Source organism: Bacillus sp. 0102A (assembly GCF_036765155.1).
GTDB lineage: Bacteria > Bacillota > Bacilli > Bacillales > Bacillaceae > Bacillus > Bacillus subtilis_G.
This window is the reverse complement of sequence record NZ_JBAIZW010000001.1, coordinates 256,962-271,231: the sequence shown is the minus strand read 5'-3', so window position 1 is coordinate 271,231 and position 14,270 is coordinate 256,962. Positions and strand designations below refer to the sequence as shown.

General features: G+C 46.2%; 26 protein-coding genes. 24 read left to right on the top strand and 2 right to left on the bottom strand.

Features of this window, described 5'->3' with window-relative positions:
- The first annotated feature begins 28 nt into the window (after positions 1 to 28).
- The 15 genes from V6D41_RS21500 to V6D41_RS01535 all read left to right on the top strand — a co-directional run bounded on the left by V6D41_RS21500 (position 29) and on the right by V6D41_RS01535 (position 7,401).
- Positions 29 to 229: a DUF7695 domain-containing protein gene (locus V6D41_RS21500; protein ID WP_442893044.1), complete on the top strand. Its 201-nt coding sequence runs from the start codon at positions 29 to 31 to the stop codon at positions 227 to 229.
- Positions 219 to 602, top strand: coding sequence for a hypothetical protein (locus tag V6D41_RS01600; protein ID WP_333517088.1), 384 nt, complete (start codon positions 219 to 221; stop codon positions 600 to 602). Before V6D41_RS21500 ends, V6D41_RS01600 begins: the two co-directional genes overlap by 11 nt.
- A 12-nt stretch (positions 603 to 614) precedes the next feature.
- Positions 615 to 965: a hypothetical protein gene (locus tag V6D41_RS01595; RefSeq protein WP_333517087.1), complete on the top strand. Its 351-nt coding sequence runs from the start codon at positions 615 to 617 to the stop codon at positions 963 to 965.
- Positions 965 to 1,207 carry a hypothetical protein gene (locus V6D41_RS01590; protein ID WP_333517086.1) on the top strand — a complete coding sequence of 81 codons (243 nt, stop codon included), beginning with the start codon at positions 965 to 967 and terminating at the stop codon, positions 1,205 to 1,207. Before V6D41_RS01595 ends, V6D41_RS01590 begins: the two co-directional genes overlap by 1 nt.
- Entirely contained in the window at positions 1,194 to 1,544 is a 351-nt protein-coding gene (locus V6D41_RS01585) for a hypothetical protein (RefSeq protein WP_333517085.1), read from the top strand. Before V6D41_RS01590 ends, V6D41_RS01585 begins: the two co-directional genes overlap by 14 nt.
- A gap of 16 nt (positions 1,545 to 1,560) precedes the next feature.
- Entirely contained in the window at positions 1,561 to 1,731 is a 171-nt protein-coding gene (locus V6D41_RS01580) for a hypothetical protein (RefSeq protein WP_333517084.1), read from the top strand.
- 20 nt (positions 1,732 to 1,751) lie between these two features.
- Positions 1,752 to 2,360 (top strand): hypothetical protein, encoded by a 609-nt coding sequence (locus V6D41_RS01575; RefSeq protein ID WP_333517083.1) that lies wholly within the window; start codon positions 1,752 to 1,754, stop codon positions 2,358 to 2,360.
- Positions 2,357 to 2,560, top strand: a complete 204-nt coding sequence (locus V6D41_RS01570) for a hypothetical protein (protein ID WP_333517082.1) — start codon at positions 2,357 to 2,359, stop codon at positions 2,558 to 2,560. Before V6D41_RS01575 ends, V6D41_RS01570 begins: the two co-directional genes overlap by 4 nt.
- 19 nt (positions 2,561 to 2,579) lie before the next feature.
- The gene (locus V6D41_RS01565; protein ID WP_333517081.1) at positions 2,580 to 3,362 is read left to right on the top strand and encodes a DNA replication protein; all 783 of its coding nucleotides are present in this window, start codon (positions 2,580 to 2,582) and stop codon (positions 3,360 to 3,362) included.
- Positions 3,359 to 3,670, top strand: a complete 312-nt coding sequence (locus V6D41_RS01560) for a hypothetical protein (protein WP_333517080.1) — start codon at positions 3,359 to 3,361, stop codon at positions 3,668 to 3,670. The genes V6D41_RS01565 and V6D41_RS01560 overlap by 4 nt, the downstream gene beginning before the upstream one ends.
- 222 nt (positions 3,671 to 3,892) lie before the next feature.
- Positions 3,893 to 4,132, top strand: coding sequence for a hypothetical protein (locus tag V6D41_RS01555; protein WP_333517079.1), 240 nt, complete (start codon positions 3,893 to 3,895; stop codon positions 4,130 to 4,132).
- Between the two features lie 48 nt (positions 4,133 to 4,180).
- Entirely contained in the window at positions 4,181 to 4,405 is a 225-nt protein-coding gene (locus V6D41_RS01550) for a hypothetical protein (RefSeq protein ID WP_333517078.1), read from the top strand.
- Positions 4,402 to 5,790 (top strand): DNA helicase, encoded by a 1,389-nt coding sequence (locus V6D41_RS01545; RefSeq protein WP_333517077.1) that lies wholly within the window; start codon positions 4,402 to 4,404, stop codon positions 5,788 to 5,790. The genes V6D41_RS01550 and V6D41_RS01545 overlap by 4 nt, the downstream gene beginning before the upstream one ends.
- Before the next feature lie 11 nt (positions 5,791 to 5,801).
- Positions 5,802 to 6,296, top strand: coding sequence for an HNH endonuclease (locus V6D41_RS01540; protein ID WP_333517076.1), 495 nt, complete (start codon positions 5,802 to 5,804; stop codon positions 6,294 to 6,296).
- A 109-nt stretch (positions 6,297 to 6,405) separates the two neighbouring features.
- A complete protein-coding gene (locus V6D41_RS01535) occupies positions 6,406 to 7,401 on the top strand; it encodes a toprim domain-containing protein (protein WP_333517075.1) in 996 nt (331 codons plus the stop codon).
- A gap of 13 nt (positions 7,402 to 7,414) precedes the next feature.
- Here the strand turns inward: V6D41_RS01535 and V6D41_RS21495 are convergent, their stop codons facing one another.
- Both V6D41_RS21495 and V6D41_RS01530 read right to left on the bottom strand, forming a co-directional pair.
- Positions 7,415 to 7,660 (bottom strand): helix-turn-helix domain-containing protein, encoded by a 246-nt coding sequence (locus V6D41_RS21495; protein WP_442893043.1) that lies wholly within the window; start codon positions 7,658 to 7,660, stop codon positions 7,415 to 7,417.
- A gap of 52 nt (positions 7,661 to 7,712) precedes the next feature.
- Positions 7,713 to 7,922 carry a helix-turn-helix domain-containing protein gene (locus tag V6D41_RS01530; protein WP_333517074.1) on the bottom strand — a complete coding sequence of 70 codons (210 nt, stop codon included), beginning with the start codon at positions 7,920 to 7,922 and terminating at the stop codon, positions 7,713 to 7,715.
- Positions 7,923 to 8,035: 113 nt separating this feature from the next.
- Here V6D41_RS01530 and V6D41_RS01525 point away from each other — a divergent pair, with 113 nt between their 5' ends.
- The 9 genes from V6D41_RS01525 (at position 8,036) to V6D41_RS01485 (ending at position 14,131) form a co-directional block, all read left to right on the top strand.
- Positions 8,036 to 9,262: an AimR family lysis-lysogeny pheromone receptor gene (locus V6D41_RS01525; protein ID WP_333517073.1), complete on the top strand. Its 1,227-nt coding sequence runs from the start codon at positions 8,036 to 8,038 to the stop codon at positions 9,260 to 9,262.
- Positions 9,263 to 9,527: 265 nt separating this feature from the next.
- A complete protein-coding gene (locus V6D41_RS01520; RefSeq protein WP_333517072.1) occupies positions 9,528 to 10,163 on the top strand; it encodes a hypothetical protein in 636 nt (211 codons plus the stop codon).
- 143 nt (positions 10,164 to 10,306) lie between these two features.
- Positions 10,307 to 10,462 carry a hypothetical protein gene (locus V6D41_RS01515; protein ID WP_333517071.1) on the top strand — a complete coding sequence of 52 codons (156 nt, stop codon included), beginning with the start codon at positions 10,307 to 10,309 and terminating at the stop codon, positions 10,460 to 10,462.
- Between the two features lie 32 nt (positions 10,463 to 10,494).
- On the top strand, positions 10,495 to 10,965 hold the full coding sequence (locus V6D41_RS01510; RefSeq protein ID WP_333517070.1) for a hypothetical protein: 471 nt from the start codon (positions 10,495 to 10,497) through the stop codon (positions 10,963 to 10,965).
- Positions 10,966 to 11,211: 246 nt separating this feature from the next.
- Positions 11,212 to 11,970, top strand: a complete 759-nt coding sequence (locus tag V6D41_RS01505; protein WP_333517069.1) for a single-stranded DNA-binding protein — start codon at positions 11,212 to 11,214, stop codon at positions 11,968 to 11,970.
- A 38-nt stretch (positions 11,971 to 12,008) separates the two neighbouring features.
- Positions 12,009 to 12,167, top strand: coding sequence for a hypothetical protein (locus V6D41_RS01500; RefSeq protein WP_333517068.1), 159 nt, complete (start codon positions 12,009 to 12,011; stop codon positions 12,165 to 12,167).
- Positions 12,167 to 12,604 carry a hypothetical protein gene (locus V6D41_RS01495; RefSeq protein ID WP_333517067.1) on the top strand — a complete coding sequence of 146 codons (438 nt, stop codon included), beginning with the start codon at positions 12,167 to 12,169 and terminating at the stop codon, positions 12,602 to 12,604. The genes V6D41_RS01500 and V6D41_RS01495 overlap by 1 nt, the downstream gene beginning before the upstream one ends.
- On the top strand, positions 12,605 to 12,856 hold the full coding sequence (locus V6D41_RS01490) for a DUF7296 family protein (protein WP_333517066.1): 252 nt from the start codon (positions 12,605 to 12,607) through the stop codon (positions 12,854 to 12,856). It begins immediately after the preceding gene.
- Positions 12,857 to 14,131 (top strand): hypothetical protein, encoded by a 1,275-nt coding sequence (locus tag V6D41_RS01485; protein WP_333517065.1) that lies wholly within the window; start codon positions 12,857 to 12,859, stop codon positions 14,129 to 14,131. It begins immediately after the preceding gene.
- Positions 14,132 to 14,270: the final 139 nt, after the last annotated feature.

The following is a 14,270-nucleotide window of genomic DNA, read 5'->3' as shown; positions in this document are numbered from 1 at the left end:
AAATACACGGAGTGGAGGCGGCAAAAACGTGGCGGAAAAGCGGATAACACGTAACGCAATTAGATGCAAACATTGTGGGGACATAATCGAATCCAAACGGTCACATGAGTTTCGGAGGTGTAAATGCGGAGACGTTTATGTAGATGGTGGGCTGGATTATCCTCGGCGCGGCTTCCCGGAACATCCGGCTGAGAATCATTACGAGGAGTTGATCGAGTATGAAAAATGAAATCGCAGACCTACGTTGCACTATTGCCGGATTGATTGCGGAGAACGAGCGGTTGAAAGAGGAAAACGAAAGGCTTACCGGGGAGTTAGCGGCTATTCGCGATATGTTGCCGGACGAATATGACTTCGAAGAGGGATCGGTCGAGTATGCGATAGGTTATCCGGAGGGCGTAAAAGACCTCGTAAAGCAGACGTTGGAGCGGATGCAGGCACACGTTGATATTAGCCTGTGGTTATACGAAGAGGCCGACAAGCACATCTGCGATCTAATGGAACTGCTCGATAAATGTCTTCCGGCATTAGACGAAAGTAAAGCCGGTTATAGCGAATTATTAAAAGCGATACGAAGAGAAACCGAATCATTTTTTATATAAGGAGGCGCTAAAATGAAGCCGACAATCACGAAGGAACAGGCGGAAGTAATTCAGAAATTCATGGACGGCGGAAAAGATAGATCTGGATCCGACTTGCTGCGGCTTCACGCAAAGGATTGTTGGGGCAAGGAATACTCGTGCTTAAACGACCTCGACCTCATGACGCTAGCAGCCGCATTGGTCAACGGATACGAAGTCGAAAAGACACCGGAGGAAAAAGTGCGGGAGTATTTCGAAAGTCTGTGGTCGGACTATTGCGACTCAGACGATCCGTTTATCGAAGTGGCATGTGAATCCGCAAGGGCTGCGGTAAAAGAGACGTTAAACCTTCTCGGAATCAAAATCGAAGGAGTGAACGCTTGATGCTCCGGTTAGATCGCGCCGTAGTCCGGTTGATCGGTACCTCGTATAAAGAAGCGTCCGAGCTAATCGCAAAGGGTGGCGTAAGAATAAACGGGCGCGTAGATTCGAGGCCGTGGCGCCTGGTAAACAGCGGATATTACTTCGTTAAGGTTCACGGACACGGACGTTATAAATTTGCGGTAAAGGGTGGAAAGCTTACGAAAATTAAACGAAAGGTTGGCGGTAAATATGACAACGTATGAATCAAAGCCGGTCGCCAAGTGGAACACGCGCGATTTTATCGGCTACCTACACGACAAGCACAAAGAAACTTACGGAATTCCGTACGTAACGAACAATCGCGGCATGGAGGCGAAGAACCTAAAGTTGATGATTGACGAACACGGCGCCGAGGTTACGCGGATATTCATCGATAAATGCTTCGCGGAGAAAAAGCCGACGCTGAAGTATCCGGGCTGTAACTTTGCGTTCATGTTCTCGTATATGCGCGAAAGTGTTTTGTCGCGAGTGCTTACGGAAGTGGCAGCCGAACAACAAAGAGCCGAGCGCAATGAAGGCGTAGATAATACGTGGTTTTAAACGAGGAGGAATTGCGGTGGATATGAGAGTCGTAATTAACACGATAAACGATTCGTATTTTGACGAAGATCAGAAAACGTTAGCGTTCGAAATTGAGGACGATGTGATCCGGATTGGCGAAGGTTACGATCAAGTTTCACTGCGAAAAGAGGACTTCGCAAAGGTAGCGGCTATTTTATGCGATTAAATTACGAGGAGGCTGACGAAATGGTAAACGGAAAAACACGGTATGACATAGCGGTAGAAAACGCGAGAGAAGCAATCGAAGAATTACGGCTGGTTGCGTATGAGCAAGGCTACGAGGATGCTAGACGACGGTTAAACGCTAAGTATCCGGCTGTAAGCGCCCAAGCCCGCCGTGATGAAATCGTTGAGCAGGCGAAAGCGGACGTTGAGAAATTGACGGAAGAGACACAGACCGACTACTTCTGGTTAGACTGTGCCGTCAATGTCGTTGTCAATCGTAGCAAACGAACAGTAGTAATTTTACTCAAAGGCGGATATACAGGTGATATCTACGCAAAAGGAATCGCCAAAGCCGCACCTGACGACTGCTTCAACGTTCATATCGGTAAAGTGATTGCGTTAAGACGTGCGTTAGGTTTGGCGGTGCCTGACGAATATTTGAACGCGCCGCAGCCGACGGAGGTTCGTGTGGGCGACGTTGTTCATTACAGTCGCACGTTCCCACGATTAACGGTATCTGAAGGACCAGATGATCGGGCATTTTGCGTATCCATTCGATTAGTAAGACAGTTTTTAGGGGACGGCATAACAACTATCATTGACGACTCACGCGAAGAGGTGGGCGAATGAGTATCGGACAGCTAACGTTTGGAACGCCAGAGTACGTAAGAATAACGAAACTATCCGAAAGGCAAGGCAACACGGACGAGTTAATCGACAAAATCGAAGAATTGACGGAAGAACTCCATTCCAGCGACTATTATATCGGTTCTTATGAACAGCGTAGAAGAGTCGAATTAATTACACTTACGCTGGCGGAGTTGATCTAACGAAAGGAGGTCCGTGAATATGACTAACGAAAATAATTGCGTACTTGCTAACGGATGCAAAGCGGCTGGCTCCGGCGCCTGCACACAACACTGTCCGTATTTCATCGCAATGCACGGCGTAAGCGGCAACGGCGGACGTTCGGCGGCGGCAGGGCTACCGCGTGAGTATCGGCTCGTGACGCTACAGAATTCGCCGGCTCGCGGTGACCAAACGGAGGCTTATAAAGCGGTCGATGCTTACGCGGCTACATTCGATCGTCAATTCGATCAGCAAGACGGCACGATAACGCCAGCCGACCGCATCAAGTCGCTATACCTCGTAAGCGAATCGCCAGGTACCGGCAAGACAACCACGGCAGCAGCGTTATTAAACGAATGGCTGCGCGTCCATTATAGCGGCTCATTGCGTCGGGGATTAGAGCCGTTACAGCGGCCGGCGTATTTTCTCGACGTGAACGCGTGGCAGAACGACTATAACGAATTCAACCGTCCGCGTGTTCCGGATGCAGTCGCAGAGCCGGCGGCGGCCCGTTATTATCGCGCGTTAGAAGCGGCTAAGACGGCGCCGTTTGCGGTGCTGGACGATATAGGGGTACGAGACGCAACGGACGGATTTCGCGGCGATCTGCACGCCGTAATTAACGCAAGAGTGACGAATCAGCTACCGTCAATCTATACGAGTAACATTGCGCTTGATTCGTTGGCGGATGTATTCAAGGAAAAGCGCCTGGCCGACCGTATTGGCGACCTTTGCCGCGAGATTGAATTCGTAGGCGAATCGAAAAGGGGGATGCGTAGATGAATATTCCGTTAAGTATTGTTGAAGCGGGAAAAACCGACGAGTATGTGCGTTTACAAAACCGGTACGATTATTTTGAAGAGAAGTATAATGAAGCGTTTACTGCGGCTAGGGAGGCGGCGCAGAAACTTTACTCTGCTTCTCCGCGTAAGGAATATTGTTATGGCTCTACACTACCGACCGGATTAATTATCGAAATCTCAAACGTAGCGAAGAAGTGCCTGTCCGCAAATAGAAAAGTAGAGCACGTCGAAGCTATCCTTTCCGTAGTTGAAAACGATATAAAACGACTAGAAGAAGGCGGTGCGTAGATGAAGCTGAAATTCGCTATCGGAGATATTGTCGCAGTAGACGGATACGAAAATCAGATATTCTACGTCGAGTCTTGTAGCGAAATAAAGAGAACCGAGGAGTGGGGCGTAAGTGAATACGTCGAGTTCGAGTTGACTGACGTGATTAACGGTGAATTCCTTGACGCGTTCGAAACGGATCTACGGTTGATTTGTCGGAAACAATTCGCGGAGGATTACCTTTTGGACTACGACATGACGAACTATCCAGAGCCTACAAGCACGGCGTTTCATTTTGCGGACTATTTTCCGAAATTGCCAAGCGTAGAAAGTGCCGCGGAGTTAGGAAAAGGACTCGAAAAGGTGGCGAGTGATATGACGAAAAAGAAAGCGAAGGAAAATGCGGAGAAGATCGATGTAGCGCTGGACGAATATAACGATTACATGCGCCTATACGAGACGTTTGGGGGATGCGGAATATAAAACGAAGGCTGACGGTGTGATGGCGGAATTGAGACGGGAGGCGGGCGAATGAAGCGTAGGATCAAAAACGTATATACAGACGAGGATTGGGCGAAGCAAGTCCGCATAGAAAACGTAATCTTCTTCGTTATCTCTCCGATATACTTACCTTTAGTCGCAATTTACTACATCGGGGAAGGTGCTTTATATCTCGCGGAAGGAATTGCGGCTGGCGTACGAGCGATAGTTAAACGGATTTTATTTCGTAAAAACCGAAAGGCGGTGCGCTCATGAACTACGGAACTTTACTAATATCGAAAGCCATCGAAGCGAACGACCCGAACGCTCTGTTGCGCTTTAATATCGCAGAAGACGATTTCCAAACGCCGGGCGAACGCAAGGCTTTCCGGTACTTAATGCAACACGCGGAGGAACACCGGGGGCAAGCACCAACAGCTGAAATGGTTTCGCTTGAGGTGGAGGACTTCCAGCCGAATTTTAGCATCGAAGCCAGCTGGGATTACCTTGCGAAAAACCTTAAGGAACAGGCGGCTGAGCGCGAATTTATCGAGCTTGTTAACGGACGAATCGATCCGGAAACTAACCGACAAGTCAAAGCGCCACAGCTTGCGGAAAAATTCGAAGCAGCGCAAAAAAGCGGCGACATGGGAAGTTTCTTCGAGTGGTTGACGGAGCAGGCCGAAAGTCTTAAAATGAGAACAAGTGTTCGAGAAACGATTGGACGTACGCTAACGGATATCAAAGAATCGTTCCGCGACGAATATAAGAAACGCGAAGAAGGTCGCTCATTCCGTATCTATAAAACTCCGTTCGAATCGCTGAATAAAGAAATTACGGGTTGGTTTACGGGCGACATTTACGGAATCATGGGCGAATCTGGACGTGGTAAAACGTATCTTATCTGTTTGATCCTCGATTCACTTTTGCGCCAAGGTGCGAATTGCCTCGTTAAATCATTCGAGGTTAAAGAATACGTATTTATTGCGCGTCTGATTTCAATTGCGACTGCAGTAGACGGTTTGCTGATCGACAAGATTGGGCGGAAAGTCGGACTGCCGAACAAAGCGATCCTTGCCGGTAAGCTTGAGGACGTTGTTCGCGATAAGTTCTTCGAAGTCCTTGACGTTCTCGATTCGTATTATCCAGGTACGCTATACTTCCAAGGAAAAAGCGGCAGTGAATTAACGCGTACACTTTCGGACCTTGAGCGCGAGTTAAACACCGGTAAGATTGACGCTGTGTTCCTCGATCCGTTCTACGGACTGGCAGACGTATACGGAAAGAACGTAAATAAAACGGCTGGCGGCGCTGCAGAATACGCGGCTACTCGCTTCGAGAATATCGTTGGTGATAACGATGTGGTCGGATTCTACACGGTCCAGGCTTCCGTAGATAAGAAAGAAGTCGGTGAGGACGGCGTAAGGGAACTTCGGATACCTACGCGCGATAAAGTTAAAACGACGTCACGTTTGTTAGATATTGCGACAAACCTTATCGGGTTCGATTCGGTTGCCAAGGAAGGCATCGCCGGTATTGGTATCGAGAAAGGACGTAATGGTGGCGAGGACTTTACGCTCGAGTTAATGGCGTTATTTGATTACGGTGTATTGCGAGAATTTCCGAAAGGCGAATCTGCCGCAGCGCAGTTCGATTTTTAGGAGGTGTCCTATTGAAGAAGATACCTCTATCGGACGGAAGATACGCGTTAGTAGATGATGGTGATTTCGATTTATTGAGCCAGTATAAGTGGCACTATAATAAGAATGGATACGCCTTGAGAAATCAACGAGTAGCGAAGAATAAATACTCTGCTGTGTATATGCATCGGTTTATCTGCGGTCTAAGTCCAGGAGACGGTAAGATTGTAGATCACAAGAATGGTAACGGGTTGGATAATCGTAGACAAAACCTACGTGTCTGCACTAAGACGCAAAATCAACAAAATCAAAAACCAAGGCATACAAAAGTCAGTAGGTTTAAGGGTGTAGGGTTCTATAAGCGAGATCAGAAATGGAGAGCCCGGATAGTTGTAAATAAACAAGATATCGAGTTAGGTAAATTTGATACGGAAATAGAGGCTGCGAAAGCATACAACGAGGCTGCAAAGAAATATCACGGTGAGTTTGCGTGGTTAAACAAGATCGATGCAGAAGACGCAGTTTAATTGGCAAAAAATTCATATAAAATTCTGAATAGTTTCGACAAATTCCGACTGTAAATAATGTAACAATCAGGTAATATGTTTTACAAATACATCTTTAGGAGGTGTTCGTATGCCGACTTTATTACTAAACGGACGTCACGTCGACGTTGATATCCGATATGAACTCGAACAATTCGAATGGACGCGTCCTACGTGGACGGAGGATCGCTTGCTCGCAGCCAGTCCGTTCCGTTACGATCGAACGCCGAGCTTTTACGTGTACCTCGAAGACACAGCGTCCGCAAAAGCCGGTTACTTCGGTGACTCCGGAGCCTATGATGCAGAGTTTGCGCGCGGCGGGTTCGTTAAATTGCTCGCTTTCTTGCGCGCTGAGACCGAAGCCGAGACCGTCGATTACTTATTGGATTCGTATGCGCCTGCGTCTGAAAACGGGCGCCTGACGCTGCGCCTTCCGAAACTAAAGGCGGTCGCCAAGCCGGAGCCATTGCCGGAATCTTTACTGGCGGATGTGCTAATCGGACCTAACGCTTATCTAACCGGACGGGGTATAGCGGCTGAAGTACAGAGCGAGGCCGGCGTGGGGCTCGTAGGTAATGCGGTCGCGATTCCGTGGCGGTTGCCGAACGGGCGCCTGGCTAACGTAAAATACCGTTCAACGCGCGGCAAAGCTTTTTGGTATGTAAAAGGCGGCTGGCCTATTCGCGACTTAGTTTACGGGATGGATTTCGTTTATACCAGGCGGCTTAATAGCGCTGTAATCTGCGAGGCGGAAATCGACGTAATGACGTGGCGTTCGGTTGGAGTTCCGGCGATTGGAACCGGCGGCAGCGCATTTAATTCGAAGAAGGCGGACATAATTACGCAATCGCCTATCGAATATTTAACGGTAGTTACAGATAACGACAAAGCTGGCGATAAATTACGTGCGGCGATTGAGCGTTATTTAAACGGAAAGGTGCGGCTTGCGCACGGTTATATAACGGAGGTGAAGGACGCTAATGAACTATTGGTGAAGCGCGGTACAGAGGCGTTGAAAGACGTGTATGATCGTGCGGAGGGCGTGGGAACTGTATTACGTCTAGGTTCGGGAATTCCCGTACTTTAGGTCGGCCGGAGGTTTAACCCTCCGTTTCGTCGTCGGATACCTCAATCCATTCGTACAAGTCTTCGGGTTTACAGCCGAGTACGCGAGCGATATTATAGGCGCGCTCGATGCTCGGTATATTACGAAGACTTACGTAATCGGAAATGCGTGATTTTTGTAGTCCGACCTTAGCTGCGAGTTGCGCGTGCTCAATCCCGATATCTTTGCATAGTTCGGGTATCCGGCTTTTGCCGACCTTAAACGTAATAAACACCTCCATTCGTAAAGGTGTCCGTAACATTTTAACTTATAGAAAGAGCAATTGCCATTATTTATTCCTTGACGATCTTAATGACTTTTTCAACAGGTACATCTAAGAAAAGACAGATTTTTTCGATTGTTCCAATATACATTTTTGAATTAGATTGCAAATGATTTTCTTTTATACCAACTTGTGTTTTAGAGCTAATGACTTCTCTTAGGTCACTTAATCGCATTTCTTTTTCTTCTAGGGTCTTGAACAGAGGTGAAAAATCTACCATTTTTAAAAATCCTCCTAAATAAATGTTTACACGTATAAACATTTTTATTATACTTCAATTATACTTAAACGAGAGATAAAAGTCATTCATTAATCCAAATCGGGGTGAATTACATGGATTCAGTAAAGGAGTTTTTATTCAACGAGATAGAGGACAGAGATGATATAACAGATCAAGATCTTGAACTGCATTTAAAGGTTGGAAGTAAACAAATAAGGAATTTACGGAGTGGTAAACGTGAATTAACTTTCCGTAACTTATTAGTGCTTACTCAATTAGTCGATGAAGAAAACTATAAAGAACACATACTCAATTGGTATGATCATTTAGATACAGACGATTGTATAAGGAATATTTTTGAATATGCAGCCATCACAAGAAATATTGATTTACTGGACAGGCACTTAGAGAAATATAAAACAGAGAAGAAGCACACAGTCGAAAAGTATGTAAAAGTATATACATTTATTAGGGATTATTTGAAAGGAGACGTAAACTTTAGCCTCATTGATCAAGAATTGGATAAATTCAAAAGCCTTAACAACCCTAAGCTAAGTATATTAGTCGAAATTTATCAGTGTATCTCTCTTCTTCAAAAAAGAGAATTTTCATATGTACTCGCTAAAGCTACTGATTTAGAAAAACAAATAAAGGCAATGAGCGCAAAAACACAATTATTTGAAAAGGAATGTTACCTTTATAGAATCTCTGAAGTATTAGCATTTACTCATCTTTTTATGAATAACTTGAAAGAAGCTGAGCACTATTCGTTTATATTATTAAATGCTAATATTAATAAAAGGGTCGATTCGGATGCTCTGTATATTTTAGGAATGACTAAACTCCTTACTGATGAGAAAAAATGTTTAGACTTACTAAAACGTAGCATTGAGGCTGCAAGAGAAACAGGGATATCGAGGCTGGAAGGGTATGCGGTTTATAATTTCAACTTCGCGAAGGTCCTTTTATCGAAGCCTTTAGATGGTGATGCACCAAAACCATTGCGCGCACTCCGACAGTTTCTTAATAAGGAAATCAGTCAAGAAAAAGCCAGAGACGTCATTAGCGAGGTGAATGACCCTGATCTAACTGCATATTTTGAGTCATGCTGCGGAATAAAAAATAAATATAAAAAATTTTGCGATTTTGTGTCCGCATCTAACTTATTCTTCGCAGTTATAATTGTAAGGGATTTGATTGCGGTCGGAGAAAACAGTGACTTCGTCAAAACCCTTACTAGCAACTTAAAAACAGTGGAAAAGGGAGAGGTTATTTTTGAAGAAAACTTTATTTGTTGTTTTAATGTGCGTGGCAGTAGCAGCAGGAGTATTTGCGCTTAACGAAAGCAGCCAAAGCAAAGAGGTAGCAATCAATGCAATAGGTGGTTAAGGCTAGTAACTTAGAGGGTTCACCAAAAGGGTGGGCCTTCTTTTTTTGTTTACACGTATGAACATATCTGTAAATTCGCAATGTTGTTCCTTTTTAAAAATATGACAAGCTTATATGCTAATATATGGACATGGAAGAAAATATTAATTTTTTTCTGGGAAAGGTGTCCAAAGAATCAAGTACATACGCAGTTAATATTGAAAGGGGAAATGAGACTTGTTAAATAACGAAAACTTAATAATATTGATCGATGATTTTCAAACCAACGCCAATCAACACGCGTTTAACCAGGTATTCGAAAATTTTCAACTGTTGGTAAGAAATATCGCGAAGAAATACGGAAGAAATTGTCCGATACTTTTCGATGAAATAACCAGTGAGTTAAATGAAAAAATCTGGTGGATTGTCGAGAACTTCGATAAGTGTAAAACGGATGAGGTATCTAAACATTTCAAGCTTCATCTATCGCGAGCGGCCATCGATGTAACACGTAAGAAGAACGGTACCTACGCAAAGAAACGTATCCTACTCGATACAACAGCGGAAGAGAATGCGGCAACATTCGAATCCGGCGATGCTATCCGAATTGAAGATTGCGTGATTTCTAGAATAGACGGAGAAATAAAAACGGACCAAGATAAGCGGCAACTTATCGAGGCCCTAACAGAAAATTCCGATGCTATAACGACGGCAATCGTTAAAGAGCATCTTTCGAGTGAGCAACCTACATACGCTTCGATCGGCAGTAAGGTAGGCGTTCACTACAAAAAAGTAGAACGTGTGATCAAAGGTTTAGCGAAAAATTACGACGCTTCTCAACACGGCGAACTTAACGCTTTTCTAGCTGTATAACACGCTATGCGTAACTAGGTCCGAGGGACTTTCGCTACACCCTCATTGTATTTCATATTGTCAACGGATTCAAGCGAACAATATGCGAACGCACCCCCTCGACCTAGTACGATAATCTCAATTTAAACGGAGGCTAACGTACTATGACTACTTCAAATTTACCCAATCTTAACGAAATCCAAACGTTAATCGCGCCGGATGAGCGCAAACTTACCGAAATTATTTACCAAGGCGCATGGCCGCACGACGAAGATCCGGCCGACTATTATCCGACCATTAAGGCGGTGCGCGTCGGATGAACTTCCGCATTACCTCACACGCACATAAACGGTTGCAGTCGCGCTTTGGGATTAAAAACCATCGAGCAGCCTACGTATGGGTTGCGGATCATCTGAAAGACGCCGAGTACCTCGGAATTCATGTCGATGAAAACGGACGCGAGGCTCGCATGTATGGCGGCAAGGGCATCGTTATCCATATCGGAGTTAACGACAACAACGTAATAACCGTATATAAAGCGCGCAAGCACCTCGGCGCTAACCTTATTAAGGAGGCGTTCGCTACTTTGAAAGAAAACGTGCAGGCTGCGCTTAAATCTAACGAAAGTCTTCGCGAAGGATTAAACGAAGAAATTGAATACTTTCGCGCCGAATATAAACGGACTCGATCGGCTGCAAAACGAATGGCTTACCAAGCGCGAATCAATGCGCTACAAATGCGCCTAGACGAACTGCCGACGGAATCTCTCGATCTCAAACGCGACCTATATAAAGCGGCGGAAGGAGTGGCGGCATATGTCTGACGCAGTATGGATCGTTCCTATAGTTGCGATTATCAGCGCAGTCATTATCGGTGGCATGGCGTGGCAAATACGTAAAGACGACGCCGAGAAAACGCAGTAGGGCGCCAGGCCCTCGGAGAATGTCGGGGCGGTCGTTAGGTAATTCGGGTCGCGTCGCTACTGTCAAGCGCTGGCGGCGTTTCGGGCGCAGATACCGGCATTTTGCGAGGGCTTAACGCTCAATATTAAATCGTAGGGGGAAAACGAATGAGCATTCGTAATACTTTAAAACAACGTGAGGCACAACGTGAAGCTGCGCAATCAGGCGGGGAATTTCCGGAAGGTGTAACTCGATATGTTCGTATGGGTAAGCATGGTGAAGTGAATGCGGAAGGACGAACATTCGTTATTCTCGCAGATCCGGACGATTGGTTTGCTTATTATGTACACGAACAAAGTACGTTTAATGGGCAGCGAACGATTTACCACTTCCGTAAACATACATGCCTACATTCACCGCAAGGAACACGTGCAAACCTAGATGAATACAAGCGAGGCAATCCGGACGCGTGCCCGTCCTGCTTAGTCGGAGCACCACGTAAATTGTACGCGATGATCCCGGTGTATGACCTCGAATATAAAACATATCGTGTGATTGATACGAAAGAGTTCCATATTAATAATCTAATTGCGGACTATGACAAAGCCGAAAAAATGGGGCGGAAATTCAATCCGGAATATTCTCTCGTAGGTGAGGCGGTTCATATTAAACAAGTCGATAAAACATTCTCTATTGAATCGGGGGACGCCACGGATGAGCAATTAGCCGAAGCTAAGAAGTTCATCGGAATAGACTACGACTTCAAAGAGTTGGCCAATTTCCGCGAAGAAGCAGACATTATCGGTTTGCTACATGAAGCTGACGGAGAAGCAAAGATTGATCGCGCTAAGTTACCACCAGTTCCAGCGGCTAAAGAATCTGCTACCGAATCTAACGAACCTACTTCCGAAGAATTACCGCTCTAATCGCAACTATAACAATAAATCGAAAAGGGGACGAATATATGAGTTGGAAAATCGGTTTGACATTAACGATGCTTTTCGGTTTAGCTGCATCATGCAGCATTTCGGCCGGAGGGTATACTATCGGAATTATCGCTGAAGGTATCGCACTCTGCTGTTGGATCGATGCGTTTAGAAAAATTCGCAAGGGGGCGAAGTAATGGCGCATAAAACAGAAGATACCGGCAAGTATTCGGAACTGATCGCTCGTGCTGCGCTGCTGGCTAGCGGCTGGCAGGCGGTCAGTAAGTCCGAAACGGAAGAATCATTCGATATTAGCGCAAAGTGTCCGTATAGCAAGCAGTGGAAAACGTTCCAGGTGAAGACGATTATCGTACGGGAAAAGCGCGGCGGCAAGCGGATCGTCCAGGCGCGGAAGAACGACGGCACGCCCTATACGCTGGATGAAGTCGATTACTTTATCGGCGTCGAGGTCGGCACGGGTCCAGCGCCCGCCGTTTGGATGTTCGAGAATCGCGAGCTGACCGAGTATTGGGGACCGCAGTCGAAGGAAGGCAAGCGGTGGGTACGGATGGACTTGGCGTTCAGTCGTGAAGACGTAGAATTTACGAAAGTTAACGAAGCGGAGGCGGTATGATTGGCGTGGTTTGAATATAGCGATATGGGTACGGGTGGCTATGCGAAAAGTGATTACGGAACAATTTTCGTTGAAGCTCACGACGAGTATGAAGCAAACGACATCTTTGAAAGCGAGCTTGACCTTGACCCTTACGGCGTTGCTTGTACTTGTTGCGGTAATGATTTCTGGATATCGGAGGTCAACGCTGATTACGTTGAGGGCTACGCGAAAAGAGAAGACGTTCTTGTAATTAAAAAGGAGGCGGTTTGATTGGCGAAATTAGAAGGCGTTAAGACACTCGATATGGTGAACGGTGAAATTACGAAGATTGCGTATGACGGTGCGGAATATGAGCGGGTAGAAGGCGAAGCGCAGGCCGGTGATTTAGCGTTGGCTCTTGAATCCGGATTAGATACTACGGCTGGCGCTTATTACTCCATTATGAATCCGATAGATGCCGGATTTATCTATCGGGATAACACAAACGAGTCTCACTATTGGGGTTATGACGGAACATTCGTTATTTTCCGCAAAATCGTCGCAACCAATCCGTCTGTAGAAGAACGCGTAGCAAAGACGGAAGGCGAAATCGAATCGTTAAAATCCGACGTGGCTGCGTTGAAGGGTGAAGCGGAATATAAGCGGATCGGCAAAGACGAAGCGCGGGCGGGCGATTACGTAAAATATATCGATAGCGATTATCTTGATATCTGTGACTATACGTTCACAATCGGTAAGTTATACGAAATAAAGTCCGTAGATGAGGACGGAGATTTTGAGCACGAAGCCGATGATGGCGAGAGGTTGATGGCTTGCCCTGACGACGAGGAATTAGAGTTTTATCGAAAAGTGGCCGCCAAGCCGAAGCCTGAGCGCCTGAAGGTCGGTGATTATGCGAAGGTGGTCGGAAATGTGAGCGGTCATTATGCGGAAATCAATGAAATCGTAATAGTAAAAAGAGACGACAGAGATAGCGTGCCTTTCCTCTGCGGTAAATTAAACGGAAATGGAGGCGGAATTTTTTGCGAGGATGAACTCGTCCGCGCCACTGACGAAGAAGTTGCCGAAGCTAAAGACGAAGCAGCACGCGCTAAATTCAAAAAAGGCGCAAAAGTGCGGTTGCTTTCCGGCGGCGGAGAGAACCCATTAAACGGGTTTGAGAACGGTAAGATTTATGAGGTTACCGATAATAACTTCGACCATACGAGAGGCAAGCGCATCCGGCTCGATGGCGGCGACTGCTTAGGCGGCTTCGGATTCGCAACGCCGGATCAGCTCGAAATTTTATCCGAAGAGGAAGCCGCAAAATTAGAACGCGAAGCCGCCGAGCGAAAGAAATGGGCGGAAATCGGACGCGAGGTTGGCGAGTATAAGGTCGGTGATATTTTCCGCAACCCCGACGGCATTTTGTTCGAAATCACTCGCATAGATGACCGGTTAGCATTTCCGATTAGGTTTACGAATTTAGAAGGAGCTGATGACGGCTATATGCGTAAGGCGAGTCTAACGCTCATCACGCCAGTCGAGGCGCGCTTTGACCGCTAAGCCAGCCGCCGTCTGCGCCAATTGCAACGCTAACCTCTACGAAGGGCGATCCGCCATTTACGATTCGCTCTTCGAGGTATATGCGTGCGGGGCGGCGTGTTGGTCGGAGTGGTATGCGGAAAATGCAACGGAATATAAA